The following is a 24,542-nucleotide window of genomic DNA, read 5'->3' as shown; positions in this document are numbered from 1 at the left end:
TTAATCGTATCTCGCGCTTGCCGTGTTTTGTTTTTGCAGCTTAGAGCTCGCTGAAGGCTGATTTAAGGGCTGTGATTTGTGCTTCGTTTAAGGGCTCCCCCTTGCTGCTGGAGATCAGGAAACTGTCTTCTACCCGGTTGCCCAAGGTATTGATTTTGGCGTTGTGCAAAGCGACATCATGTTGAAGTAATGCGATGGCCATGCATGCCAGCAAGCCTGGCCTGTCGTTGGCAACCACATCCAGTTGTTGTAATTGTTGTTGCTGATCCTGGTGCGGGCTGGCAGGGTGAATAAATATCTGCGTGGGCAAGGGCATATGTTTCACCTGTCTGCTGACGCGGCCACGGATCGGAGTAGGCAGCGCTGCGGTGCCGGATAATTGCTCTGTCAGACCTTGCTCAATATGCTTGAGTAAGCCGTTGTAACTGATCTGGTGCGTATCCGGCTCCAGCACAATAAAGTTATCCAGCGCATAGCCATGGGCGGTGGTATAAATTCTGGCCTGTACGATGTTGTATTGCATGCTGTCAAAGAAATGACAGATACGCGCAAAAATCTCTTTCTGGTCACGGCTGTAAATCATGACCTGGATTCCATCGCCTTTGGGGCTAAGCCGCGCGCGTACGATGGCGGTTTCAGTCAATTTGTGCGGAATCAGCAAGCGGCTTTGCCAGGCGATTTCATCGCTGTCAAAGCGATTGAAATAGTTTTCACCAAATGCCTGCCACAACGGCTGCACCGAGTCTTCTTTCAGGTTGAAACTGCTCAGTTTTTGCAGGACTTCCTGTTTGCGCAGGCTTAATTGTGCTTCTGTATTCAATGATTGCTGCAGTACGCGCCGCGTTTGCAGAAACAGGCTTTCCAGCAACTTGGCTTTCCAGGCGTTCCATACATTGGGGCTGGTGCCGCGGATATCGGCAACCGTGAGCAGATACAAAGCCGTCAGGCGATATTCTGAACCGACCAGTTTTGCAAAGTTTTCAATCACATCCGGGTCGGACAAATCACTTTTCTGTGCCGTGCTGGAAAGTTTCAGGTGCGCTTCTACCAGCCAGGCGACTAGATCGGCATCGGCTTTAGGCAAGCCATGCTTCTGGCAAAAACGTTTGGCATCAATGGTGCCAAGCACGGAGTGGTCACCGCCACGGCCTTTGGCAATATCGTGAAAAATCCCTGCCAGGTAGAGTAAATGCGGCTGGCTGAACTCAGTGAATAGCTGGCTGCATAAGGGGAACTCATGGCGCAGTTCAGGTTTTGCAAACCGGCGCAGGTTACGCAGCACATTCATGGTATGTTCATCAACGGTATACACATGGAACAAGTCATGCTGCATTTGTGCGATCACGCGGCCAAACACGGGAATATAGCGCCCCAGGATGCCGTAACGGTTCATGCGGCGCAAACTGCGGTGCACGCCTTCACGTGATTGCAGGATTTGCAGAAACAAAGCCTTATTCGTCGCCTGCTGACGGAATGTATTATTGATTAATGGTTGTGCTGCCTGCAAAGCTCTGACCAGCGGTGCGCTAAACCCTGCAATCGCCGGGTGCTGCTGCAGTAACTGAAAACAGCGCAAGATGGCCTCTGGCTTGCGCTGGAACAGGTCAGGTGTTTGTGCACTGAGCAGGCCTTGCGATAACACGAAATCTTCATCAATTACGGTGGCGGGCTCTGTTTGCGGGTTGACGCGGGCGTGCATCAGTTTCAGCAGCACTTCATTTTCGATAATGATGGCTTTAGCACTGCGGTAAAACCCTTGCATCAACTGCTCGCTGGCGCGTTTCTGCAAGGTGGTCTGGTAACCCATTTGTTCCGCCAGCGTGTTCTGGAAGTCAAACACCAGCCGGTCTTCGCGCCGTTTGGCCAGCAAGTGCAGGCGAATGCGCAAATTTTGCAGCAAACGCTCATGGTTTTTAAGTTGCCGCGCCTGGCTATGGGTTAGCAGGCCGGCATGCACCAGATCCTGCCAGTCGTTGCCTAGTGCCTGGCTTTGCGCGATCCACAGAATCATATGCAAATCGCGCAGACCGCCCGGGCTTTCCTTGATGTTTGGTTCCAGGTTGTAGGCAGTATCGTGGAATTTTGCGTGGCGGATTTGCTGTTCGCGTAGCTTTTCGGCAAAAAAACGTGGTTTGTCCAATTGCGCATGCAGCGATTGCATCAGTGTTCTGAAGGTGGCTTTATGACCGGTCAGCCAACGCGCTTCGAGCAAGTTGGTCATGATGGTCACATCGAGTTGTGCTTCTGCCAGGCACTCGGTCAGCGACCGCACGCTATGGCCGATATTCAGGCCGATATCCCACAATGCCCCAATCAATGACTCGATCTCTGTTTGCAACGCGGCGGGGCAGTCTTCCGGCAGTAATATGAGCAGGTCTATATCTGAATGCGGGAACATATCGCCGCGGCCATAACCACCAACCGCAATCAGGCTGACTGTGGCTGGTAACTGGAAAGTTGACCAGATATCGCGTAATAACTGATCCAGCTGGCGGGTGTTTTGCTGCAGCAGGACTTTGGCATTCGGCTTTGCCAGGTAGGCAGCGGAGAGTTGCTGCTGTGACAGTTGGAACGACTCACGCCATTGCTTGAGTTGTTCTTTAGCTATCACTGGCATAGGCTGGCGTGGTGGTTACAGGGTTGGGCGTGGCGGAGTGCCGTCAGACACTGTCATGATTTCAAAGCCATCCTCGGTGACGACGATGGTATGCTCCCATTGGGCAGAAAGACTGCGGTCTTTGGTCACCACCGTCCAGCCATCAGACATGAACTTGATATCGCGGCGACCCGCATTGATCATAGGCTCAATGGTGAAAATCATACCGGGTTTGAGGGTGACGCCAGTGCCAGGTTTGCCATAGTGCAGCACCTGCGGTTCGCAATGGAATTTTTTGCCTATGCCATGGCCACAAAACTCACGCACCACACTGTAGCCATTTTTCTCGGCGAAGGATTGAATCGCGTAGCCGACATCGCCCAGGCTGTTGCCTGGTTTTACTTTCTCGATACCGCGCCACATGGCCTGGTAGGTGATATCGCATAAACGTTTGGCTTGCGGCGAAGGCGTGCCCACCATAAACATGCGCGAAGTGTCGCCATGATAACCATCTTTGATCACAGTGATGTCCAGGTTGACGATATCACCATTTTTCAGCTCTTTTTCACTAGGTACACCGTGGCAGATCTGCTGGTTGATCGAGGTGCAAATGGATTTTGGATAAGGCGTGTGACCATCCGGCGCGTAATTTAAAGGCGCCGGGATCGCCTGCTGCACATTGACGATGTAGTCATGGCAGAGCTGATCAAGTTTGTTGGTGGTGACCCCCGCGATGACAAAAGGCGTGATGTAATCCAGTACCTCTGATGCCAGGCGCCCGGCCACACGCATTTTTTCAATATCTTCGGGGGTATGCAGAATAATCGCCATAAATTTGTTCACACGGGACGCGGCATATTTGCCTGACCCTGAAATTAGTCACAAAAATTGCATTCTAACATAGCAGATTGGGTCTAATGCCTAAAGAAACAAGCCTTTTATGGCCTTGAGGCAATGAATTGATGATTGAAACAGGCAGTGAATTCAGTGGTTCATCTTCACATGCTGCATCACGGCATTGTTCTATACTCGGGCGGATAAAACTCAAGCAGGGGCGTTTAGATGGTGACACTTAGCGAGGCAAGGGCCAATCGGAGTATTTCTGACTGGGTAAGGTTCCTTGAAAATGCAGATATTCCTGTCTTGCGGCAAACCGCCAGGGAGCTGGCACAGTTGCGTGAACGCGAGGATGAAACCGGTGCGCGCGATATTACGCGCGTGGTGATCAATGACCCTTTGATGACGTTTAAAGTGCTTACTTTTGCCAATAACCACCGCAGCAGTCACCAACTGCAAGACCTGGTGCAGGTTGAGCAGGCGATTATCATGATGGGCACCAGTACTTTTTTTGAACAGATCCCGACCGTACCGCATGTAGAAGAGATGTTGAGCCAACATGTGGCTGCGCTGGTTGATTTAATTAAACTGGTCGTGCGTGCTCACCGTGCTGGTTATTTCGCGGCTGAGTTTGCGTCGCACCTGATGGATCTACATGCTGAAGAGTTACGCGTAGCGGCTTCTTTGCATGATTTTGCCGAAATGCTGATGTGGTGTTTTAACCCCGTGCCCATGATTGAGATCCATCAGCGCCAGCTGGCAGATGCCACCTTGCGTAGCCGCATCGTGCAGCAGGAAGTGCTGGGTTTCAGGATACTGGATTTGCAGGCTGAACTGGTGCGTGCGTTTAATTTGCCTTCGCTATTGACTGACCTGATGGATGAGCAGCGTGCGCATCTGCCGCGCGTACGCAATGTGCAGTTTGCAGTGAACTTGGCCAGGCATTCTGCCGAGGGTTGGGAAAATGCCGCTTTGCCGGACGACTATAAAGACATTGCGCAGTTGCTGCATGTGGATGTGCCTCGCGTCATGCACATCGTTGGCGTGCCTCACGCCGAATAAGTTTTACTCTGTGCGGTAGCTCTGGCTGAGTACATCGGTAATCGCCTGGTGCACTTGATCAATCAGGGTCTCCCAAGAGGTGCCAGGCGCTTGCCGGAATAGCCGCATGCCAGGGTACCATGCGCAGCTTTCAGGCTGTTGCAGCCAGCGGAAATGCGCTTGTGCCGGCAATAATAGCCATACCTGTTTACCCAGTGCCGCCGCCAGATGCGCCACTGCCGTATCTACCGAGATAATAAAATCCATCTGCATGATCAGCCCGGCGGTATCACTAAAATCCGATAGCAAGGGATGATGGCATTCCAGCATGGGAAAACGCTTGAGCATGATATGGTCCTCACGCCGGAACTCTTTCTGCAGGCTGTGCCATTCGACTTCCATTTTTAATAAAGGCGCCATCAAGTGCAGCGGGATGCTGCGCTGGCGGTCATATTTATTATTGGCATCTCCACACCAGTTCACCCCGATACGCAAGCGCCTGGCCGGGCCTAGCAATTGTTGCCAGGGTTGCTGATGACGCTCCGCAACCTGCAGATAGGGCAGGGCAGCCGGAATTGTTGAGGTCACTGTATTGAATGCCATCGGCAAGCTCAGCATCGGGCAATAAGTATCAAAATGCGGCAACGCGCGGCCATCCTGCCGGATGACCTGTATCGTCACATCATGACCCCATAACTCATTAAACAGGTTATACAAGGCATCAGGCACGGCCACTATCATCTGGTTGGGCTTGAAACGCTTGACCAGGTCAATATAGCGGCAAAACTGCACGGTATCACTGAGCGTTTGTTCAGCCAGAATTAAAATCGTTTTGCCAACCAGTGAAATATCACCTGGCCACAATAGCTGCCGATCAGGCAGAAGCGCGCCTGGCAATGCCTGCCAGCGTGATTCATACATGGGCCAGCCATCTTCGTATTCACCACGCGCCAGTTTTAACATGCTTAGTACATAGCGCGCCTGCACATGGGCAGGCGCATATTTCAATGCCGTTTCCAGGTACTGATAAGCCTCATCGGTATCGCCGTTTTCATATAAGGCCAGCCCAAGATTGCAATAAGCAGAAGCATAACCAGGGTTTAACTGTAATGCCTGCCTGAAATCGGCGATGGCTTCAGGGTATTTGCCCAACTGGCATAACACGACGCCACGGTTATTGTAGGGCAGCGGTAAATTGGGTTGATAGGCAATTGCGTGATGAAACGCACGCAACGCTTCTGCCGGCTGCCCTTGCAACTGCAAGATCAACGCACGCTGATGATGCGCTTCAGCAAAATCCGGCTGAATGTGGATGGCGGCATCCATGCAGGCCAGTGCCTCAGCAGGCGCCTGCAATTGTTGGTGTAACACCCCCAGCCGATAGTGAAAGTGTGCATGTTCAGGATGTGCGGTGGCTGCCTGTTTAAGCACCGCGACGGCCTGCTCAAACTGCTGCGCTTGCAGCATCAGATCCACGCACTCAGTAAACGCCTGGATATGCTGAGGATCCAGCTTGGTCACCGTGCGCAAGCGTAAAATCGCCTCTGACGCGCGCCCCATGTTTTTCAGTGCCCGCGCATCCAGGTAATAACTTTGCGCTTGCCGGGCATCCAGCTTGATCGCCTGTTTGTACGAGTCATGTGCCGCGGCAAACTGCTGGGTGCGCATTTGCAGATTAGCCAGCTGCAAACGTAATTGCAGCGCTTTAGGCTGCAAGCTGATGGCTTGCAGCAGATACTGCTCGGCCGCATGAAACTCATCGTTTTGCAGCATCAGGCCTGCCAGTTTCTGGTATGCCTCCCACCGTTGCGGGTCAGCGGCAATCTGCTTCAGCAGTTTGGCAATGGCTTCATTATTCATGGGGGCGGCTGCAACACTTAAGACGTTTGCGTATGACCTTAAAATGACAGATGGCGGATTAAGGTACAATAAGCAGCTTGATGCGTCAACGGCCCATCTGTCGTGTAGCCCTGTTTAGAAAGGAAAAGTACCAATGTTCGTCAAACTGATCATGTATGGATTGCTATTGTGGTTAGCTGTGTGGGGCTATCGCCAATATCAACAACCCTCTGCGCGGGTCAGCGTCGGTATGAAAGCCCCTGATTTTACCCTGCAGGATGCGCAGGGCGAAAAACGTCGCCTGACCGATTGGCAAGGCAAATGGGTAGTCCTCTATTTCTATCCTAAAGATGATACCCCTGGCTGCACCAAAGAAGCCTGCCATTTCCGCGACGATATCCAGCAGATCCACGCCCTGGGGGCCGAAGTCATTGGCGTCAGCGTCGATACCGTTGCCAGTCACGCAGGGTTTGCGCACAAACATCGCTTGCCTTTCCCGCTGCTTGCAGATACCAATGGCCAGGTCGCGGATGCCTATGGCGCCTTATTCAACCTGGTGGTATTCCAGGTGGCCAAGCGCACAACGTTTGTCATTGACCCGCAAGGCACCATTGCAGAGATTTACAGCAATGTGAACCCTGATGGTCACAGCGAGGTCATTATCAATGACCTGAAGCGACTGTCCGCTTTTTAAGAAGAATCATGATGCAAGCACTTTCCCTGATCGTCGCGCACGCAGATGACCGCGTGATAGGGCGCAACAACCAACTACCCTGGCACCTGCCGGAAGATTTAAAACGTTTCAAGCAACTCACTATGGGGCACCATATTGTAATGGGCCGTAAAACCTACGAGTCACTGGGGCGCCTATTGCCAGGCCGGACAACGGTGATCGTCACGCGTGACCTGGGTTACAAGGTCGAAGGTGCAAAGGTGGTGCATTCCATCCCTGAAGCGCTGGCCGCATGTGCGGGCGATGAGGAGCCGTTCCTTATTGGTGGCGCGGAATTGTATGTGCAAGCGTTGCCGCATGTGACACGGTTATACCTGACACGCGTGCATACCCAGGTGGAGGGAGATGCTTTTTTCCCGCAACTGAAAATGAGCGAGTGGGCGTTGGAATCGGAACAGGCGAACCTATCTGAAAAGGGGTTGCAGTATAGCGATATGGTGTATCAGCGACGCAGTGTAAAAGATTGATTGGTGCTTATTGATCAGTTGTTCTAGATAGTTCTCTAGCCGGGTGCGTGGCTAGATGTCAGAAGGCGGGTTGCAGGGGATATGTTGCGCTAAGGAGGCGGCTGGCTTGTTTGCGAGAGTGGATAATTCTTGCACCAGTCTGTCATTCCAGTGGAGCTTTTAGCAGGGTGTTTTCAGAGTCAGAGTATGCTGTACTGCTTGCTTATGTGAAATCTTCTACGTTTTTAAATGGTCGTCATTCAGGCGCGGGATGGAGCAGGGGGTTCTCAGAGCATGCTCTGAACCTGTGTAACGGCTGGTTTATGGGACAGCTATCTGCCTTGCCACACTGATACACCCGTTCGTCATTCTGGCGAAGGCCAGAATCTAGGCGAGGTCCATGCTCAGCTTTGTTGCAATAAAAAGCAAGTGTTGCCTTTGTAGATGGTTTTAATAGGTATTTCTTTGGATGGTTAATCATTCCAATTCGTTGCTCTATTTCACCATTGCCTTTCGCCTCTAGGCGAGTGACTTTTCTTTGCTTGCCCAAAGAATAAGTCACCAAAAGAAAAGGCACCCTAGCCTCCGCTTGTTTCCTGCGTTGCTCGTCAACGTGGGCGTCCAACGAAACTCGCCCTGACAAGCCACACACACCGTGGCTTGTTGCGGAACTCGAACAGCCGCTGGCCGAAACCTCCCACGCTGACTGCGCTACTCGGCGCGTCAGATAGGGGCCCGTTTAAACCCACTACGCAGTAACTTAGGTGAGGCTTCTCACATTGCGTCCCGCTCAACCTGTGAAATAAGACACAGCAATAAAACAAACAAGAAAGCCCCACAAACCAATTATTTTGTGGGGCTTTCTTGTTTTAGAAATTAAAGAGGTCTCTTAGCGCCCTGAATGCTATACATCAAAAAAAACGTTTCATCGTGGTGGGTCTAAACGGGCCCCTATCTGACGCGCCGAGTAGCGCAGTCAAAATAAGGAGGAAGGGAGCGACTGCCTGAGTTCCGCGGTGGCTTGCGTAGTGTGCAAGCCGCTAGGGCGAGTTTCGCGACCGCTTATTTTGGCGAGCAACACAGGAAATAAGCGGAAGCTAGGGTGCATTTCTTTTGGTTACGTTTTCTTTGTGCAAGCAAAGAAAAGTAACTCGCCTAGAGGCGAAAAGCAGCGGTACTTCAAGTCAAAAAACGCCAACTAACTAACCCTCTAACAAGTCAGCAAACGTTTAATCATCCTGCTTAACACAATCAACAAAATACTCCGCTTTACCATTCACCAGTTGCTTCACCAAGCCATGGTTATCTGTCTCAAACCCCGGGAATTTCTCATTAAACTCACGTGCGAACTTCAGGTAATTCACAATGACCTTGTTAAAGCGTTCACCTGGGATCAGCAATGGAATGCCAGGTGGGTAGGGCGTTAACAATACCGCAGTGACGCGCTCTTCCAGGTCATCAATCGCCACACGCTCGATCTTGCGGTGCGCCATTTTTGCGAAAGCATCGGTTGGTTTCATAGCAGGCACCATGTCTGACAAATACATTTCAGTGGTCAGGCGGGCAACGTCGTTGGCTTTGTAGACTTCATGGATTTGTGTAGACAAATCTTTCAGGCCGATACGCTCGTAACGCGGGTGTTTTTGTACGAATTCCGGCAATACTTTCCATAATGGCTGGTTCTTGTCGTAGTCATCTTTAAACTGCTGCAGGGCCGCTACCATGGTGTTCCAGCGGCCTTTGGTGATGCCGATGGTGAACATGATAAAGAACGAATAGAGGCCGGTTTTTTCTACAATCACGCCGTGCTCAGCCAGGTATTTGGTGACGATGGCGGCAGGAATGCCGAATTCTTCAGAGAAATCACCGTCCACATCCAGGCCGGGGGTGATGATAGTGGCTTTGATCGGGTCCAGCATGTTAAAGCCTTCGGCCAGATTGCCGAAACCATGCCAGCGCTCGTTGGCTTTCAGCATCCAGGCATCACGTTCTTCCAGGCCATCTTCTGACAAGTCAGTCGGCCCCCAGACTTTGAACCACCAGTCTGTGCCCCATTCTTCGTCCACTTTACGCATGGCGCGGCGGAAATCCAGTGCTTCTTTTAAGGACTCTTCCACTAACGCCGTACCGCCAGGCGCTTCCATCATGGCGGCAGCGACGTCGCAGCTGGCAATAATCGAGTATTGCGGGCTGGTGGAGGTGTGCATGAGGTAGGCTTCGTTAAACAAGTCTCTATCCAGATGGTTATCCTGTGCATCTTGCACAAGGATCTGCGAGGCCTGGCTTAAGCCAGCCAGCAGTTTGTGGGTTGATTGGGTAGAGAAGACCATGGATTCTTTACAGCGCGGACGGTCGGCGCCTATGGCGTGGTAGTCGCCGTAAAAATCATGGAAGGTCGCATGCGGCAGCCAGGCTTCGTCAAAATGCAGGGTGTCGATCTTGCCATCCAGCATTTCCTTGATTTCTTCCACGTTGTACAACACGCCATCGTAGGTCGATTGCGTAATGGTCAGCACGCGTGGTTTGGCATTCTTGTCGCTGGCAAACGGGTTGCGCGCGATTTTTTTCTGGATGTTCTCCCAGGCGAATTCGCTTTTCGGGATAGGGCCGATAATGCCGAAATGGTTACGGGTCGGCATCAGGAACACGGGGATCGCACCAGTCATGATAATTGAATGCAACACCGATTTATGGCAGTTACGGTCCACCACCACGATGTCACCTGGCGCAACGGTAGAGTTCCAGACGATCTTGTTAGAAGTCGAGGTGCCGTTAGTCACAAAGTACAGGTGATCGCAGTTGTAGATACGCGCCGCGTTACGCTCGGAGGCGGCTACCGGGCCAGTGTGATCCAGCAACTGTCCTAATTCATCTACCGCGTTACAGACGTCGGCACGCAGCATGTTCTCGCCAAAGAACTGGTGGAACATCTGACCAACAGGCGACTTCAGGAAAGCCACGCCACCGGAGTGACCAGGGCAGTGCCACGAGTATGAGCCATCCGCCGCGTAATGCGTCAGCGCTTTAAAGAAAGGTGGTGGCAGGCTATCCAGGTAGGCTTTTGCTTCACGGATGATCAGGCGCGCCACAAACTCTGGCGTATCTTCATTCATGTGAATAAAGCCGTGCAGTTCGCGCAACACATCGTTAGGGATATGGCGGCTGGTGCGCGTCTCACCATGCAGGAAAATCGGGATTTCCTCATTGCGGTAACGAATTTCCTGCACAAAATTACGCAATTGCTCGATGGCTTCCGGTTTTTCTTCGACGATTTCCTCATCATCGATAGACAAAATAAACGCAGAAGCGCGACTTTGCTGCTGTGCAAACGAGGTCAGGTCGCCATAGCTGGTCACCCCCAGGACTTCAGTCCCTTCTTCTTCAATGGCTTTGGCCAATACGCGGATACCGAGTCCGGAAGAGTTTTCGGAGCGGAAGTCTTCGTCAATAATGACGACAGGAAATCTAAATTTCATTCAATGAATCCTTAACTTGTCACTGAAACTTAATTACGCAAAATGCAAAGGCACTGAGAAAGCCATGCTTTTACTCTGTGCCTCTGTGGTGAATACTGAGTTGTTGGTAATAGTGATCTTATATTTTGGGCAAAGTCACACCGACCTGGCCCTGATATTTACCACCACGGTCTTTATAGCTGGTTTCGCAGACTTCATCTGATTCAAAGAACAGCACCTGGGCGCAGCCTTCACCGGCATAAATCTTGGCTGGCAGTGGTGTAGTATTGCTGAACTCCAGTGTGACATAGCCTTCCCACTCAGGTTCAAATGGCGTGACATTGACAATGATGCCGCAACGCGCGTAAGTGGATTTACCCAAGCAAATAGTGAGCACCGAGCGGGGAATACGGAAATATTCAACCGTGCGCGCCAATGCGAAAGAGTTGGGCGGAATCACGCAATAGCCTTTGCCGGAGACTTCGACAAATGATTGCGGGTCGAACTGTTTCGGGTCGACAATGGTGCTGTTGATATTGGTGAACACACGGAATTCATCAGCGCAGCGGATATCGTAACCATACGATGACGTGCCGTAGGAGACGATTTTTCCGCCATTCTCTTCACGTATCAATGTCGGCGAAAACGGCTCAATCATGCCGTGTTGCTCAGCCATTCTGCGTATCCATTTATCCGACTTAATGCTCATTGCCTTATCCAGTCTTTGCGCGCCAGTTTGTTGTATACAGGCTGGCAATAAAGAGAAAAAAGCGGAGTTTAAACTCCGCTTTTAGTGAGTGCAAATAATAACAACAAATGTTGATAGATTTGCAAATTTTTTATGAATTTTTGGCGATTATTGATACCAGCGGCCATACTGGCCGCGAGTATTTATTTGTCGCCGCCTAATTCAATGCTGTAGCGCCAGAACTGATCTTCAGCTTCAAAGATCACTTTGGAAGCTTCTGGGTCACGGCTGCCAGCAGGGTATTGGTGTACCGGACGCTTGTCTTCTGCCCAGGCTTTTACGACTGGGTCAACCAGGCGCCATTGTGCTTCGGCTTCAGAAATATGCAGGTAGTTAGAGTTATCACCCTGCATCAGGTTGAGCAACAGTGCCTCGTAAGCATCTACGCTGTCGTCGCTATCCTGACGGTTTGCGGCATCCAGCTGAATCGTACGCGTTTGGATATCCAGGCCAGGGATCTTGGACTGGACTTCCAGTTTGATGCATTCACGTGGCTGTATACCAATGATGAGCCAGTTTTGATCCTGGTCATTGATTTGCAGTGGGGCTTTCTTAAAGCGCACAGCAATGCGTGTGTCGGCTTCGTGCAGGCGTTTAGCGGTGCGGATGTAGAACGGCACGCCTTTCCAGCGCGGATTGTCGATAAACAGTTTCAAGGCAGCATAAGTTTCAACCACGCTGTCTTTGTTACCTAGTTCATCCAGATAGCCAGGCACTTGTTCGCCATTGATTTCACCAGCGCTGTATTGCGCACGGAACGCGTGTTTTTCGAGTTCATTCACCGGGATAGGGCGGATCTGTTCTAACAATGCGATCTTCGCGTCACGTACACCTTCTGGTGACAGGTCTTTTGGCAGTTCCATCGCTGTTAATGCCAGGGTCTGCAGAATGTGGCTTTGCAACATGTCACGCAAGGCACCAGTGCTGTCATAGAACTGTGTACGGTCGCCTACACCGAGCATTTCGGTGTTGGTGATTTGTACGTGGTCTACATACTGGTTGTTCCAGATCGGTTCGAGCACGGTATTGGTAAAGCGTTGCAGCAAGATGTTTTGCAGCGCGGATTTGCCCAGGTAATGGTCGATACGGTAGATCTGGCTTTCTTTCAGGTGCTTGGTGATTGCAGCTTGCAATTCTTTGGCAGAAGGCAGGTCGGTACCAAATGGTTTCTCGATCACCACACGGCGCCAGTATTTGTCTTCTTGCGTCAGGCCAACGTTAGCCAATGATTCCACCACAGGTGCAAAGTCAACAGGGCGTACAGAAAGGAAATAAGCCAGATTCTGTGGGAAAACGCTTTCGTCGCTCAACGTAGCTTTCAGCTTGCTGAACGCATCCGGATCGGTAGGTGGGTTGGCGTGGTAAAAGTTACGCGCAATGAAACGCTCAAATACAGCCTGGTCGTAACCTTTTTTAAATTTTGCATCCAGCATGCTTTTGATGTCTGCACGCCAGGCTTCCAGGTCAACCACTTGGCGACCAACGCCTACGATTTTCAGGTCGGCTGGCAAGCGGCCCAGGGAGTCCAGTCTGAACAGGCCAGGGTATAGTTTTACGCGGGCCAGGTTGCCACTAGCGCCAAACAGCACCAGTGTGCATGGATCAATTTTATTCGTCATTTCTAACCTTAAGATAAAAATGTAAACGGGAAAGGGCAGGCCTTTCCCATATTTTTAAAAAACAGTAGCAATAAGCAAAAAGCCTCTCATCAAGAGAGGCTTGTGTTATTACTTGGTTTTTACTGCGTGACCGCCAAATGCATTACGCATCAGGGAAAGCAGTTTGTAGCTGTAACCTTTTGAGTCCTGGCTGCGGAAACGTGCTTGCAATGCTACGGTCAGCACTGGTGCTGCCACGCCTTGCTCAACCGCTTCAACCACTGTCCAGCGGCCTTCGCCGGAGTCAGCTACGTATGGAGCGATCGCTTCCAGTTTCTGGTCATCTTTCAGCGCTTCGGCTGTCAGGTCCAGCAACCAGCTACGTACTACGGAGCCATGACGCCACAATTCGGTGATCTGAGCCAGGTCAAGATGGAAATCTTCTTTACCCTTGATCAGGTCCAGGCCTTCAGCAAACGCTTGCATCATGCCGTATTCGATACCGTTATGGATCATTTTGGTGAAGTGGCCGGAACCAACTGGACCAACGTGCGCCCAACCGCGGTCAGCGTGTGTCAATGCTTGCGCATAAGGAGCCAATACGTCTGCGAATTGTTTGTCGCCACCGTACATTAAACAGTAGCCGTTATCCAGGCCCCAGATACCGCCGGAAGTACCGCAATCGATAAAGCCGATACCATGTTCAGCCAATAAAGCACCACGGCGCTGGCTGTGTTTGTAGTTAGAGTTACCGCCGTCGACGATGATATCGCCTTTGTTCAGCAGTGGAATCAGGTCTTTGATTTGGTTTTCGGTGATTTCACCTGCTGGTAACATCAACCAGACGATTTTTTGACCTTCCAGTTTGCTCACTGCATCAGCAACTGAGGTTGCTGCTTCAAGGCCTTCGTCTTTTACGAGTTTGTTAACGAATTCGGTGTTAAAGTCAAAACCAACCACGTTGATTTTGTGACGAAGCAAACGTGCAGCCATATTGCCGCCCATTTTGCCCAAGCCAATCATTGCTAATTTCATTCGGATTTTCCTATGGTGTAAGGACAGTTATTGAAACACCCATCTTTTGGATGGCATGAACCCGAGCGGGGTTAATTTGATAATTTTGCAGAATTATCATGTCGAGTCAGGTATAATTATATCAAATGCAGCCTGCGACTGAAAGGCTGCATTTTGTTATTTAACAAAAATGACTCAAAGTAGTTTTGTATCGTTTTCTACAGGTTTTCTATGTCTTTAAACACTCAAACACGCTGGCACACTTTTCAATCACAAGATGAGATCAATCAGGCCGCTTTGCAGCGCATTTTAAAAGCTGCCGATGAAGCCATTGCCAAGTACGGCGATTTCCTGATTGTTCTAGCAGGGGGTAGCACTCCTAAGGCGGTTTACCAGCTGCTGGCTAAAGCCGATGCAGACTGGTCCAAATGGCATGTTTACCATAATGATGACCGTTGCCTGCCTGTGGATCACGCCGAGCGTAACAGCAAAATGGCGCGTGATGCCTGGTTGAGCCATGTAGCAATTCCTGAAAGCCAGATCCACGATATTCCTGCTGAATTAGGCAATATTGAAGGTGCCAAGGCGTATGCAGAGACATTAAAAGGTGTGCGTAGCTTTGACCTGGTCATTCTGGGCCTGGGTGAAGACGGACATACCGCCAGCCTGTTCCCCGGCCAGGTCGTGAATAACACGGCAGATGCCGTGCCGGTGTTCAATTCACCTAAACCGCCCGCTGATCGTATCACCATCAGCCAGGACCGCCTGAATAACACCAATGAAGTCATGTTTTTGGTGACTGGTGCCGGCAAGCAAGAAGCCGTCGACAACTGGCGCAATGGCGTAGCCATTCCAGCGACGCTGATTCAGTCACCCAATGGTGTAGATGTCTACAATTTTGGTGTTGAGCTCAGGTAATCAGGATTAGCCATGAATAGAAAAGCGCCATCGGGCGCTTTTTTTATATGTTGAATTTTAACGGCTTAAATTTATTTGGATTTATCCACCAGCAGCTTTTCCAGCAAAGTGATTTGCTGTTGTTGCAACTGAATCAGTTCCTGCCATTGCTGGTTGCGCAAGCCATCCATTTTTTCATGCAACAGCAAAATCTCTAATTCTGCTTTCAGGTTCACTTCGTAGTCATGTTCGGCCTGGCCACGGTCTATCTCGGCTTCGCGATTTTGCGACATCAATATGATAGGCGCCTGAATCGACGCCAGCATGGATAAAAACAGGTTGAGCAGGATATAAGGGTAGGGGTCAAATGCGCTGTCATAACGCAGCAGGATGACGGAATTCAATATCACCCACGCGACTAGCACAAAAATAAAGGCAAAAATAAACGTCCACGACCCGCCAAAACGCGCCACCGCATCTGCCGCACGTTGCCCGAAATCAGATGTTTCACTGGCTTTTTGTGACGGGTGGCGTGAAATATGGCGGCGCTCGGTGAGCTGCCTCACCACTCTTTGCGTGCCTTCATCCATGGCTTCGTACTGCGTGCCGATCAGGTCTTCTGCAATATGGTGCTCACGGGATGTCATGCGGGCGGCTTTCTAGGTTTTCTGAATCACAATATTAGGGAATTTGGCGCTATGGTCCAAGCTGGCAATCGCAATCTTGCTGGCGGCCTTGCGTGCGATCTCCTTGTAGATGCTCGAAACTTTGCTATCCGGGCTGGCAATCACTGTCGGCTGGCCGCTATCCGCCTGCATGCGGATATTGATATCCAGCGGCAAGCTGCCTAATAAATCCACCTTGTAATCACTGGCCATCACCGCGCCACCACCAGCGCCAAAAATATGTTCTTCATGGCCGCAGTTGGAGCAGATATGCGTGCTCATATTTTCGACGATGCCTAGAATCGGGATGCCGACTTTCTCGAACATCTTCAATCCCTTGCGTGCATCGAGCAGAGCAATATCTTGCGGCGTAGTGACAATGATCGCACCAGTCACCGGGATTTTCTGTGCCAGCGTCAGTTGAATATCACCGGTACCTGGCGGCAAATCAATCACCAGGTAATCCAGGTCTTGCCAGCGCGTGTCGCGTAACAGCTGTTCCAGCGCGCCAGTCACCATAGGTCCGCGCCATACCATAGGCGTATCTGTATCCACCAAAAAGCCAATGCTCATGGCCTGAATGCCATGCGCACGCATTGGTTCTATACTTTTGCCATCGGCACTGTCAGGGCGGCCCGAAATGCCTAGCATTTGCGGCTGACTAGGGCCGTAAATATCGGCATCCAGCAAGCCTACCGTTGCCCCTTCAGCCGCCAGCGCTAAGGCCAGGTTGACTGAAGTGGTAGATTTGCCCACGCCACCTTTGCCAGAAGCCACGGCAATCACATTTTTCACGTTAGGCAACAGGTTCACGCCGCGCTGCGCACTGTGCGCCACGATGCGGCTGCCGATATTGACGGTGATGTTGCCTATGCCCTCGATACTCCGCAAAGCATCCACCACCTGCTGGCGTATCACATCAAACTGGGTTTGTGCCGGATAGCCCAGCACCACATCCAGGCTGACATCGCTGCCGCTGATCTGGACGTTTTTGATGGATTTACCGCTGATAAAATCTTTGCCAGTATTTGGGTCTATACAAAGTTTAAGGGTGCTTTGAATCAATAAATCGCTGATGGCCATGCTTGGGATTCCTGCAGAAATGCCTGACTAAATGAATCGGGTATTTTACTGCATCCCTTGCAATTAGGCATCCTACTAATTTTAAGCACTTCGTATTTAATATGAGCGGCAAATGACGTGCATTTATTGGACAACATTTGACACATTGAATAGCCATTTACTCCATCTTGAAATCAACTTATCCTACGGTTTAGTCATAAAATAATTCACATAATGACAAGATAGGATCAATCATGAGGTTCTACAGACTGGTTGCCATGGGCGTTTTGCTCATGCTGGTGACGGGGTGTGCCACCAATGTCATGACAGGCAGGAAACAATTGGCGTTTGTTTCAGAAAAATCGGTGATACAGCAAAGTGACAGCATGTATCTGTCACTGGTCGATGGTTACGAGAAAAAAGGCAAGATATCAAAAGACCCTGAAGTGAATGAGCGCGTGCGGATCATTACCAACCGGCTGGTACATAGGGCCATAGAATACAGGCCGGAAACCGTAGACTGGAACTGGCAGGTCAATGTGATCGAGGACGACACCCCCAATGCATTCTGCATGCCTGGTGGAAAAATGGGGGTGAATACCGGCCTGCTGGAGAAGATACAGCCTACCGATGACGAATTGGCCCAAGTCATGGGGCATGAGATCTCCCATGCCCTGGCTAACCATGGTGCTGAGAAGATGTCGAATCAGATCCTTGGCCAGATCATTGTCGGTACAGTTGCTGTAGTCGCCGCAGCCGCTGATAGCAATAATGGCCGCTACAACCCGCAAACGCAACGAGCGGTGCAAGATGTGGCTGTGGTTGGTGCGGCAGCATTTATCACCCTGCCCAACAGCAGAACCGCCGAAACTGAAGCCGATAAAATGGGGGTGGAAATCGCCGCCCAAGCCGGATATGACCCTGCTGCTGCCATTAGTATCTGGGAGAAAATGATGAGTACCACCGGCCAGGAATCACGCGGTGACTTTTGGAGTACTCATCCCTCACCACCTAACCGAATAGATGCATTCAAAGCCCTGCAAGATCCTATGCAGCAAATCTATGCGCAGAGCAAATTAAGCTATACGGCGGAGAACTCACCCAGTTACAACTTTGTGAAAATGGGCACCGACCCATTAGCTAATTCAAGCAATGTCCGCATAGTCACTACTGAGGGGGCAAGCAATAGCTTTGCCTCGCCAACCATGGTGCTAAAGCCACGCATATTCTATTCGGCCGAATTTGCTGCATTTAAACAAGGCACCCTGGAGTTGACCTGTGTGAATTGCGGGCTGACCAACCTCATGAACAATTCAACCATCAACGAATATCTGCAAAAAGAAGACTGGCGGAGATTGATGCAAACGCTCATCAAAGTGAATCACAAGTCTGATTTGGCTTATTACCATTTAGGGCTGGCAGCAGAGGGCATGGGCCATAAAGAGGCGTCGAGAATTTATTTTGAAAAAGCCAGAGAGCTGTTCCACGGCCAGGAATTCAGCTGTGCGACCGCTAAAATGAACAAATGCAAAGACATGAGTATTGCAGAACTGGTGGAAGTCAAACTGGCGGATCAAGAGCAGTTGTTAACTGAAAAATAGCGCTGCACTCATGACCTGCATTCGGCTCAATATAGGGCCTGGTAAGTTGTCTGTAAGTTTTAAGGGCAGGGCGGTAAGTTAAGCGTAAGGCGAGAGGGATAGTGTGAACACATGGGTGACAGGGTCGCAAGACCGACATCCGTGCTTAATCATTATCAGGAAAGCCATCATGAAAAAAATACTCGCCCTCACACTTTTAGCCGCCAGCTTTTCCAGCATGGCCTATGCAGATACCTTGCTGCAAACCGCGCAGCAGGATGGCAGCTTCAAAACCTTCTTAAAAGCAGTCAAAATCGCTGGCCTGGATAACACGCTGAATGGCGACGGCCCGATGACCGTATTTGCACCCGATGATGCCGCTTTTGCCAAACTGCCCAAAGCCAAGTTAAACGCACTGATGGCGAATAGCGATCAACTCAAAAAAGTGCTTTCTTACCATATCTACCCTGGCAAGATCACCCAGGCTGATGTGAGTGCCGGGAAAATAAAATCGTTGGAGGGCGCTGATCTACAGCTATCAGTGACTGAGGGTGTGAAAGTGAATAACGTGAAAGTGACAGGCAATGAACTCAATGCTGATAATGGCGTGATTCATACAGTTAGTGCTGTGCTTATTCCGAAAAGCTAGTGATTGTTTTAATCAGCAAAAGCCATCAGGCTTTTGCTTAAACAACTATCATTAATCTGGGACAAAATGCCAGTTAAGACTAAACCAAATTCCTCTAGGCGCACCAGGCGCAACAAAGTTAGTGCTTAGCCAATCCCCTGAGTTATGGTTGTAACCATCCGGTCCGATGGCGCCATTGATACTTGGCGAAAATGGATTCACGCCTAAGCGTCCAGCACTGAAATACTCCTTATCAAACAAGTTATTCACCAACATTGTTGCGGTCCATTCCTTGTTGAACTTGTAGCTCGTTTGAAAATTGAATACGGTATATCCGGGAATTTTCCCTGGGTTGGATGAGGGCTGACGATAGACGGTGTCATACCTTTGAAATATACCTGAGGAGTTATAAACAGGTACTACCACTGGTCTAGGAACTCCTGGTCGATGTTCATTATTTTCGTTGCCACGGAGATATGACCATGAATGCAAAACTGCGCCCAAAGTAACAGTCCAATCAGGTGTGATGTCATAACTAAAATTAGCATTTAAATTATGCAATGAAACACCAGGCATACGATCCCCTGGCTTTACTGTAATTTCACCAGAAGTTATGTCTCCACTACCAGGAATGACGACGGGTGTGGTCGCACTGCTGTTAGCATCCCCGCCTGTCACAAAACTATTCCTAAATTTGGCATCAGTTAACGCGTAGTTAAGTCCAAATCGCGCTTTACCTAGTGCGCCACTCAGCCCCATCTCGATACCTTGACGACGAGTTTTTCCAACAGTGTCAAAGAAATTCTGGTTGCCAAAATAAGTAACCATATAAATATCATTCTTTAATTCAGTTCGGTAATAGCCTAGATTCCATTGTAAGGAGTCACCCCATTGACCACGAGCTCCAATATCGAATGTTTCAGCCCTTACTTGTGGCAGATAAGGGTCTCCTGAAAGACCATTTGGCAATTGACAAGAGCGCCCAAGCACAACACTTCTGGGCATGTAAATGTTATTACCATTTATGTCTTTACCATAAACTGCTGGCGTTTTATCCAAAGCGCAACCTAGTTCAACGACACTTGGTGTTCGCGTACCTTGTGCCCAGTTAGCATATAAATTCAAATTATCATTGGCTTGCCAAGTGGTTCCTAATGAAGGGTTCAAAGAGTAATAGCTGAATTTTTCTTGCTCAGCAGGCGATATGAAAAATGCATCCTGAGCATCTAGATAACCCGTCCCCGGGCAAGTGCCATTTTGGCATAATGCGAAATTTGCTGGATCATTCAGATATCTGCTTAACGTGATTTCCGATTGACCAAAATCACGAGCTGTCACTCTACTGTTCACTTGTGTTTGGTTGTAACGAAGTGCACCGGTGATGTGTACGGTTTCAATGGGTGCCCATGTTTCGCTGATATACACACTTTTGGTAATTGAATTACCGTCAAAATCGTTGTTCCTAATTGGGTAGTCAGCAGCAGTAAATACATCTAAGGCTCGGTTGCCATCAACTGTACCGTTGCGTTTGCTATCAAAAAAACCTAACTGCTGCGAGTTGTTATATGCCGCGTAGGCATTATCAATAGAGGCGCCCACCATCAATTTATGCTTTTCCCAGTTCCAGTTGAATTGTAGTGAAGCACCATCAACTGTTTGATTAATACGATTATCATTAATAATTGCAGTAGGAATCCCTTCTACAACACCGGGTCCTCCGTTAGAGAGACCATCTATCGTCTCGACACCCCTTGGGCCAATGAGCGGATTGTAATATTTTCCCGCAGCGCTGCCTGCCTGAGTGTCGTTACAAGCTGTGCCATTACGCGGAGTGATAAATGCGACCAAATGTTTGCCGCCATTTGTATCGTAATAAAATGATTGACCTATTCCACCTAGTACACCATAACCCACTCCTAAACCATCGTCACCAGCAAAACTTCCTCCGCCGCCTAATGTTGAAGCATCAAGAATGTATGAGCTCTCTCCGTTTGAATAAGGGGTTACAGCCCCTCCGTTCTCATCAAAGACAACGTTTGTGCGAATATAACGTATGGGGTTTTGCCAATATGTAACAACTTGTTGTGCATGGGCCAAATACGCTGCTGCTTCTGGAGTATCCGTAAGTGACTGATTGAAGGCATCTGCATCTAAAAGTGAAAAATCTACATTCCCGTTGTTAAATAGTTCATTTAAAAACGGACTGCTCGAAAGGTCATTAGGATCGGGGATATCGATCACGACGTAGTTTGGTAAACCATATTCTGCAGCGCGGCCATCGCTGTCGTATAGGCATGTGTATTCTTGTCCACTAGTAAAGTTTTGACTAAGGCCTTGCCCTGCGTAACCGGAATAAACATCTGCATTTTTCTGATTTCGGCGACTGTTTCTACGATATACCTGCCCAGTAATGCTGAACCTATCATTTACAAAGTAGTTTCCTGATAATTGGAACTGAGACAATCTATTTTTTGTTTCATCAGGGCTGGTAAATACACTGCGACGATCTTGTTCATAAAAGTTAGTTGGAACAACACCATTGCCAGTCAGGTCGGTTCCCACTATCAATGTGCTTAGATTCAGATCCAGCTTATCGCCACGATAGCTGGCCTTACCAAAAAACTGATTCACTTTACTCGGTGAGTTGTCGCGCCAGCCATCTTCCAGAAAAAAGTTACCCGCCCCAAATAAGCCAACAGTGCCATTATTCCAACCAGCCTCACCCTGTAAATACTTTCGCCCATAAGAGCCAGTAAGAACAGTGGCATCCGTTCCAGCATTATTAAAGCCATCCTTGGTTTTCACTGAAAAAGCACCGCCTAAAGTGCCTAAGCCAAAGATAGGGTTTGAACCAGGGAACACATCGACACTAGCCAAGGCATTCATCGGAATCATGTCCCAGTTCACTACGTCACCAAATGGCTCATTGACACGGATGCCATCGAAGAAAACAGATAAGCCTTGTGGAGTACCGATTTGAGGGCCAGCAGTAAAGCCACGGTATTGAACGTCCATTTGAAATGGATTGCCTTGGTAATCATTGACCGTGACGGACTGTAATTTTCGATTCATTAAATCAGTCAGACTTAATGAGTGTGCTTCTTTAATTTCTTTAGCGGAAATACTTTGTACATTACCGGGAATTTCTTCTTTGGTTAATCCCAAGCCAGGCAGAGGGCCAATTTCATAGAAACGTTTAGCCCTCACTTCAACCTTATCTAGTTCGAGATTTTCTGCTTTCTTTTGCACAGCGGGTCGCGCGGTACGAATCACAATCGTGCCATCTTCCTGCGCGGCTTCAAGGCCAGAGTCTTCCAGCACTTTTTTTAAGGCGTCCATCTCGCCATAGTTGCCTTTCACTGGCGGGGCGGTTTTGCCATTGACTAACGTTTTATCAAAGATGATATTTTTGCCGGTTTGTGTGGCGAATTGTTTTAAAGCATTACCCAGGGGTTGGGATTGAATGTTGATATTGGCGGGGATGTCGGTTTTTAAAGGCTCGGCTTCTGCCATGCCTATGTGATACATCGCGCAAAACAGTAATGCCGATTGTTTACTGATACGATTGATTTTTTTTGTTTTAAACATGTTGCAACCCGCCTCAAAAAGTCTCCTTAACAGACTAATGACGAGGAGGGCGGCAACTCCCTGATGTGGGAAAGGTAAATTTTTGTGAGGCTGCGCGAATGTCGTGTTGCGTTAGCGATCAAGCACAGCGGTTTCAGTGTCTGACTCTTGCAGTTTGACTGGCGCGACTGCTGGCAGGGTTTTAATAAACTTGTTCAGTGTTTTCACATCGACCACCGCAGAGATTTCAGCATTGGCGTGCGAGTGATTCACTAACGGCGGCTCGCGGTAGCGTGACAGGGTTTCGGTGACTTCATTCAACGGCGCGCCATCAAAAATCAGTTTGCCTTGCAAGAAAGCGAAATAGTCTTTGGCGGATTTTTGCACTTTGACAGGGTTGGCTTGCGCTTTCACTTCTGCGACCTGGCCATCGGTGAGTAGCACGCTGTTTGCCTGGCCTGCCTGTAAAGTTTCGACCAGCACTTTGCCGTGATCGACCGCGACCACTGTTTTATGGTTGATCATATTCACCACAAAACGCGTGCCTTTCACGGTGATCCTGGCGTGATTGCTTTCGACAATAAATGGCCGGTCAGCGTCTTTCACCACTTCAAACACTGCCTGGCCGTGCAGCAGTTGCACATAGCGTTTATCGCGGTAATACAACACTTTGGTGTCGCTGTGCGCATCGAGTGTGAGTTTGGTGCCATCTGACAAATAGCGGCTGACCATATGGCCGGGCGCGCTGGTTTGGGCGATGGTTTCCAGCGGCTGGGCATGCCATGCTTGCCACTGGTTAAACGCGAACAAACTGGAAAGGCCAATGAGCGCGATTGCGCCCAATTTTGCATAGGTGGTGTTTTTTTGCCGCTTGCGGATATCTTCATCCAGTTTGCGTATGCTCATCGCCTGCGAAATATGGCTGATCTGCGCCGAGGAATCAAAATCGCCCCAGGTTTCTGCAATGCTTTGGTAAGCCTGGCGATGCGCTTCAGACTCCATCAACCACGCTTCAAACTTGCTTCTATCGACGTGATCCGGCGCTGCGTCTTTCAGGCGCATAAACCATTTGGAAGCTTGCTCCAGGATCAGGTGTCGTTGACGGGTCATTTGTCGTTTAGCAGGTAATCTTTAGCCAGTGAAATATCCACCAGCGCGCGTATCATGTGACGTTCCACCATATTCAGGCTGATGTTGAGCTCAGTGGCAACGTCCGTTTGCAGCTTGCCTTCAATCCTGTGCATCCAGAACACCTGGCGGCACTTGGGTGGCAGGCAATCAATGATATTTTGCAGCGCCAGCATGCGCTGCTTTAAATCGGCTATTTTCTCGGGGGAATGCTGATAGCTGTGTTCATGCTCGGCATCCAGTAAATCAGAGTTGGCGCCACCGATTTCCATGTCTACATAGTGAGCAGCATCGCGGTAGTAATCCACAATAGTATTTTTAACAATGCCGCGCATATAAGCTTGCGGCTCATCAATCTGCCTAAGGCTGTTTTTTACCGCAAACTTCACAATCGCGTCGTGCAATACATCGTTCGCCAGATGGAAATTCCTGGTTTGCCCGTAAATGCTGCGAAACAAATCGGTGTAAACCCATTTCAAGCTTAGGTTGCACCAATAGGTATCATGATCGGCTTTGCTTAAAAAACTCATTACATAAACCAGGTTGAGTGTATTGAGCAGATTTTGCTGCAATATTTATGCCGTGTTGAGCGGGCGATGCAAGCCTTTGTTTTGCATGCGTTTGTGAATTAAGTTCTTGAGAATAAATGGCTATGAAACCAAAATATTGGTTCTTATCAGCCAATATTTTAATTTAGACAATTGAAAA

Annotated in this window: 18 protein-coding genes; 6 read left to right on the top strand and 12 right to left on the bottom strand. The window is 49.5% G+C overall.

Translation table 11 applies throughout. From position 1 onward, the window contains the following. Positions 1 to 40: 40 nt before the first annotated feature. Positions 41 to 2,617, bottom strand: coding sequence for a [protein-PII] uridylyltransferase (locus tag ACTS9Y_RS15220; RefSeq protein WP_442586747.1), 2,577 nt, complete (start codon positions 2,615 to 2,617; stop codon positions 41 to 43). Positions 2,618 to 2,632: 15 nt separating this feature from the next. Continuing rightward, positions 2,633 to 3,427, bottom strand: a complete 795-nt coding sequence (gene map, locus ACTS9Y_RS15215; RefSeq protein ID WP_442586746.1) for a type I methionyl aminopeptidase — start codon at positions 3,425 to 3,427, stop codon at positions 2,633 to 2,635. A 231-nt stretch (positions 3,428 to 3,658) separates the two neighbouring features. Between map and ACTS9Y_RS15210 the strand changes: the two genes are divergently transcribed. Beyond that, entirely contained in the window at positions 3,659 to 4,495 is an 837-nt protein-coding gene (locus ACTS9Y_RS15210) for an HDOD domain-containing protein (RefSeq protein WP_442586745.1), read from the top strand. Positions 4,496 to 4,498: 3 nt separating this feature from the next. On the opposite strand, the gene ACTS9Y_RS15205 is transcribed toward ACTS9Y_RS15210, so the two are convergent. Beyond that, positions 4,499 to 6,334, bottom strand: a complete 1,836-nt coding sequence (locus tag ACTS9Y_RS15205) for a tetratricopeptide repeat protein (RefSeq protein ID WP_442586744.1) — start codon at positions 6,332 to 6,334, stop codon at positions 4,499 to 4,501. 133 nt (positions 6,335 to 6,467) lie between these two features. On the opposite strand from ACTS9Y_RS15205, the gene ACTS9Y_RS15200 reads away from it, so the two are divergent. Both ACTS9Y_RS15200 and ACTS9Y_RS15195 read left to right on the top strand, forming a co-directional pair. Next, entirely contained in the window at positions 6,468 to 7,007 is a 540-nt protein-coding gene (locus tag ACTS9Y_RS15200; protein WP_442586743.1) for a peroxiredoxin, read from the top strand. Between the two features lie 11 nt (positions 7,008 to 7,018). Continuing rightward, positions 7,019 to 7,513 carry a dihydrofolate reductase gene (locus ACTS9Y_RS15195; protein WP_442586971.1) on the top strand — a complete coding sequence of 165 codons (495 nt, stop codon included), beginning with the start codon at positions 7,019 to 7,021 and terminating at the stop codon, positions 7,511 to 7,513. Positions 7,514 to 8,721: 1,208 nt separating this feature from the next. On the opposite strand, the gene ACTS9Y_RS15190 is transcribed toward ACTS9Y_RS15195, so the two are convergent. The 4 genes from ACTS9Y_RS15190 to gnd form a co-directional block, all read right to left on the bottom strand. Next, on the bottom strand, positions 8,722 to 10,968 hold the full coding sequence (locus ACTS9Y_RS15190) for an Orn/Lys/Arg decarboxylase N-terminal domain-containing protein (protein ID WP_442586742.1): 2,247 nt from the start codon (positions 10,966 to 10,968) through the stop codon (positions 8,722 to 8,724). A gap of 118 nt (positions 10,969 to 11,086) precedes the next feature. Beyond that, entirely contained in the window at positions 11,087 to 11,656 is a 570-nt protein-coding gene (dcd, locus tag ACTS9Y_RS15185) for a dCTP deaminase (RefSeq protein ID WP_055825679.1), read from the bottom strand. Positions 11,657 to 11,838: 182 nt separating this feature from the next. Next, positions 11,839 to 13,314 carry a glucose-6-phosphate dehydrogenase gene (zwf, locus tag ACTS9Y_RS15180; protein WP_442586741.1) on the bottom strand — a complete coding sequence of 492 codons (1,476 nt, stop codon included), beginning with the start codon at positions 13,312 to 13,314 and terminating at the stop codon, positions 11,839 to 11,841. A 108-nt stretch (positions 13,315 to 13,422) separates the two neighbouring features. Further along, complete coding sequence (gene gnd, locus ACTS9Y_RS15175; protein ID WP_379029035.1) at positions 13,423 to 14,328, bottom strand: phosphogluconate dehydrogenase (NAD(+)-dependent, decarboxylating); 906 nt, start codon at positions 14,326 to 14,328, stop codon at positions 13,423 to 13,425. Between the two features lie 210 nt (positions 14,329 to 14,538). Between gnd and pgl the strand changes: the two genes are divergently transcribed. Beyond that, entirely contained in the window at positions 14,539 to 15,225 is a 687-nt protein-coding gene (gene pgl / locus ACTS9Y_RS15170; protein WP_442586740.1) for a 6-phosphogluconolactonase, read from the top strand. Positions 15,226 to 15,296: 71 nt separating this feature from the next. On the opposite strand, the gene ACTS9Y_RS15165 is transcribed toward pgl, so the two are convergent. Together ACTS9Y_RS15165 and apbC are read right to left on the bottom strand one after the other, a co-directional pair. Next, positions 15,297 to 15,851: a DUF1003 domain-containing protein gene (locus ACTS9Y_RS15165; RefSeq protein ID WP_442586739.1), complete on the bottom strand. Its 555-nt coding sequence runs from the start codon at positions 15,849 to 15,851 to the stop codon at positions 15,297 to 15,299. Between the two features lie 12 nt (positions 15,852 to 15,863). Beyond that, positions 15,864 to 16,952, bottom strand: a complete 1,089-nt coding sequence (apbC, locus tag ACTS9Y_RS15160) for an iron-sulfur cluster carrier protein ApbC (RefSeq protein ID WP_442586738.1) — start codon at positions 16,950 to 16,952, stop codon at positions 15,864 to 15,866. Between the two features lie 233 nt (positions 16,953 to 17,185). Here apbC and ACTS9Y_RS15155 point away from each other — a divergent pair, with 233 nt between their 5' ends. Together ACTS9Y_RS15155 and ACTS9Y_RS15150 are read left to right on the top strand one after the other, a co-directional pair. Further along, positions 17,186 to 18,532, top strand: coding sequence for a M48 family metallopeptidase (locus tag ACTS9Y_RS15155; RefSeq protein ID WP_442586737.1), 1,347 nt, complete (start codon positions 17,186 to 17,188; stop codon positions 18,530 to 18,532). Positions 18,533 to 18,701: 169 nt separating this feature from the next. Continuing rightward, complete coding sequence (locus ACTS9Y_RS15150) at positions 18,702 to 19,160, top strand: fasciclin domain-containing protein (RefSeq protein WP_442586736.1); 459 nt, start codon at positions 18,702 to 18,704, stop codon at positions 19,158 to 19,160. A 51-nt stretch (positions 19,161 to 19,211) separates the two neighbouring features. On the opposite strand, the gene ACTS9Y_RS15145 is transcribed toward ACTS9Y_RS15150, so the two are convergent. The 3 genes from ACTS9Y_RS15145 to ACTS9Y_RS15135 all read right to left on the bottom strand — a co-directional run bounded on the left by ACTS9Y_RS15145 (position 19,212) and on the right by ACTS9Y_RS15135 (position 24,364). Continuing rightward, positions 19,212 to 22,727 carry a TonB-dependent receptor domain-containing protein gene (locus tag ACTS9Y_RS15145; RefSeq protein WP_442586735.1) on the bottom strand — a complete coding sequence of 1,172 codons (3,516 nt, stop codon included), beginning with the start codon at positions 22,725 to 22,727 and terminating at the stop codon, positions 19,212 to 19,214. Between the two features lie 111 nt (positions 22,728 to 22,838). Next, entirely contained in the window at positions 22,839 to 23,816 is a 978-nt protein-coding gene (locus ACTS9Y_RS15140) for a FecR family protein (protein WP_442586734.1), read from the bottom strand. Further along, on the bottom strand, positions 23,813 to 24,364 hold the full coding sequence (locus ACTS9Y_RS15135; protein WP_442586733.1) for an RNA polymerase sigma factor: 552 nt from the start codon (positions 24,362 to 24,364) through the stop codon (positions 23,813 to 23,815). Before ACTS9Y_RS15135 ends, ACTS9Y_RS15140 begins: the two co-directional genes overlap by 4 nt. Positions 24,365 to 24,542 lie beyond the last annotated feature (178 nt).

Source organism: Methylophilus sp. (genome assembly GCF_052173275.1).
Taxonomy (GTDB): domain Bacteria; phylum Pseudomonadota; class Gammaproteobacteria; order Burkholderiales; family Methylophilaceae; genus Methylophilus.
This window is presented reverse-complemented; position numbering and strand designations above follow the sequence as displayed.

Excerpts from the sequence above, each read along its gene's own strand:
- ACTS9Y_RS15220 (WP_442586747.1), bottom strand. The coding sequence starts at position 2,617 with ATGCCAGTGATAGCTAAAGAACAACTCAAGCAATGGCGTGAGTCGTTC.
- map (WP_442586746.1), bottom strand. The coding sequence starts at position 3,427 with ATGGCGATTATTCTGCATACCCCCGAAGATATTGAAAAAATGCGTGTG.
- ACTS9Y_RS15210 (WP_442586745.1), top strand. The coding sequence starts at position 3,659 with ATGGTGACACTTAGCGAGGCAAGGGCCAATCGGAGTATTTCTGACTGG.
- ACTS9Y_RS15205 (WP_442586744.1), bottom strand. The coding sequence starts at position 6,334 with ATGAATAATGAAGCCATTGCCAAACTGCTGAAGCAGATTGCCGCTGAC.
- ACTS9Y_RS15200 (WP_442586743.1), top strand. The coding sequence starts at position 6,468 with ATGTTCGTCAAACTGATCATGTATGGATTGCTATTGTGGTTAGCTGTG.
- ACTS9Y_RS15195 (WP_442586971.1), top strand. The coding sequence starts at position 7,019 with ATGCAAGCACTTTCCCTGATCGTCGCGCACGCAGATGACCGCGTGATA.
- ACTS9Y_RS15190 (WP_442586742.1), bottom strand. The coding sequence starts at position 10,968 with ATGAAATTTAGATTTCCTGTCGTCATTATTGACGAAGACTTCCGCTCC.
- dcd (WP_055825679.1), bottom strand. The coding sequence starts at position 11,656 with ATGAGCATTAAGTCGGATAAATGGATACGCAGAATGGCTGAGCAACAC.
- zwf (WP_442586741.1), bottom strand. The coding sequence starts at position 13,314 with ATGACGAATAAAATTGATCCATGCACACTGGTGCTGTTTGGCGCTAGT.
- gnd (WP_379029035.1), bottom strand. The coding sequence starts at position 14,328 with ATGAAATTAGCAATGATTGGCTTGGGCAAAATGGGCGGCAATATGGCT.
- pgl (WP_442586740.1), top strand. The coding sequence starts at position 14,539 with ATGTCTTTAAACACTCAAACACGCTGGCACACTTTTCAATCACAAGAT.
- ACTS9Y_RS15165 (WP_442586739.1), bottom strand. The coding sequence starts at position 15,851 with ATGACATCCCGTGAGCACCATATTGCAGAAGACCTGATCGGCACGCAG.
- apbC (WP_442586738.1), bottom strand. The coding sequence starts at position 16,952 with ATGGCCATCAGCGATTTATTGATTCAAAGCACCCTTAAACTTTGTATA.
- ACTS9Y_RS15155 (WP_442586737.1), top strand. The coding sequence starts at position 17,186 with ATGAGGTTCTACAGACTGGTTGCCATGGGCGTTTTGCTCATGCTGGTG.
- ACTS9Y_RS15150 (WP_442586736.1), top strand. The coding sequence starts at position 18,702 with ATGAAAAAAATACTCGCCCTCACACTTTTAGCCGCCAGCTTTTCCAGC.
- ACTS9Y_RS15145 (WP_442586735.1), bottom strand. The coding sequence starts at position 22,727 with ATGTTTAAAACAAAAAAAATCAATCGTATCAGTAAACAATCGGCATTA.
- ACTS9Y_RS15140 (WP_442586734.1), bottom strand. The coding sequence starts at position 23,816 with ATGACCCGTCAACGACACCTGATCCTGGAGCAAGCTTCCAAATGGTTT.
- ACTS9Y_RS15135 (WP_442586733.1), bottom strand. The coding sequence starts at position 24,364 with ATGAGTTTTTTAAGCAAAGCCGATCATGATACCTATTGGTGCAACCTA.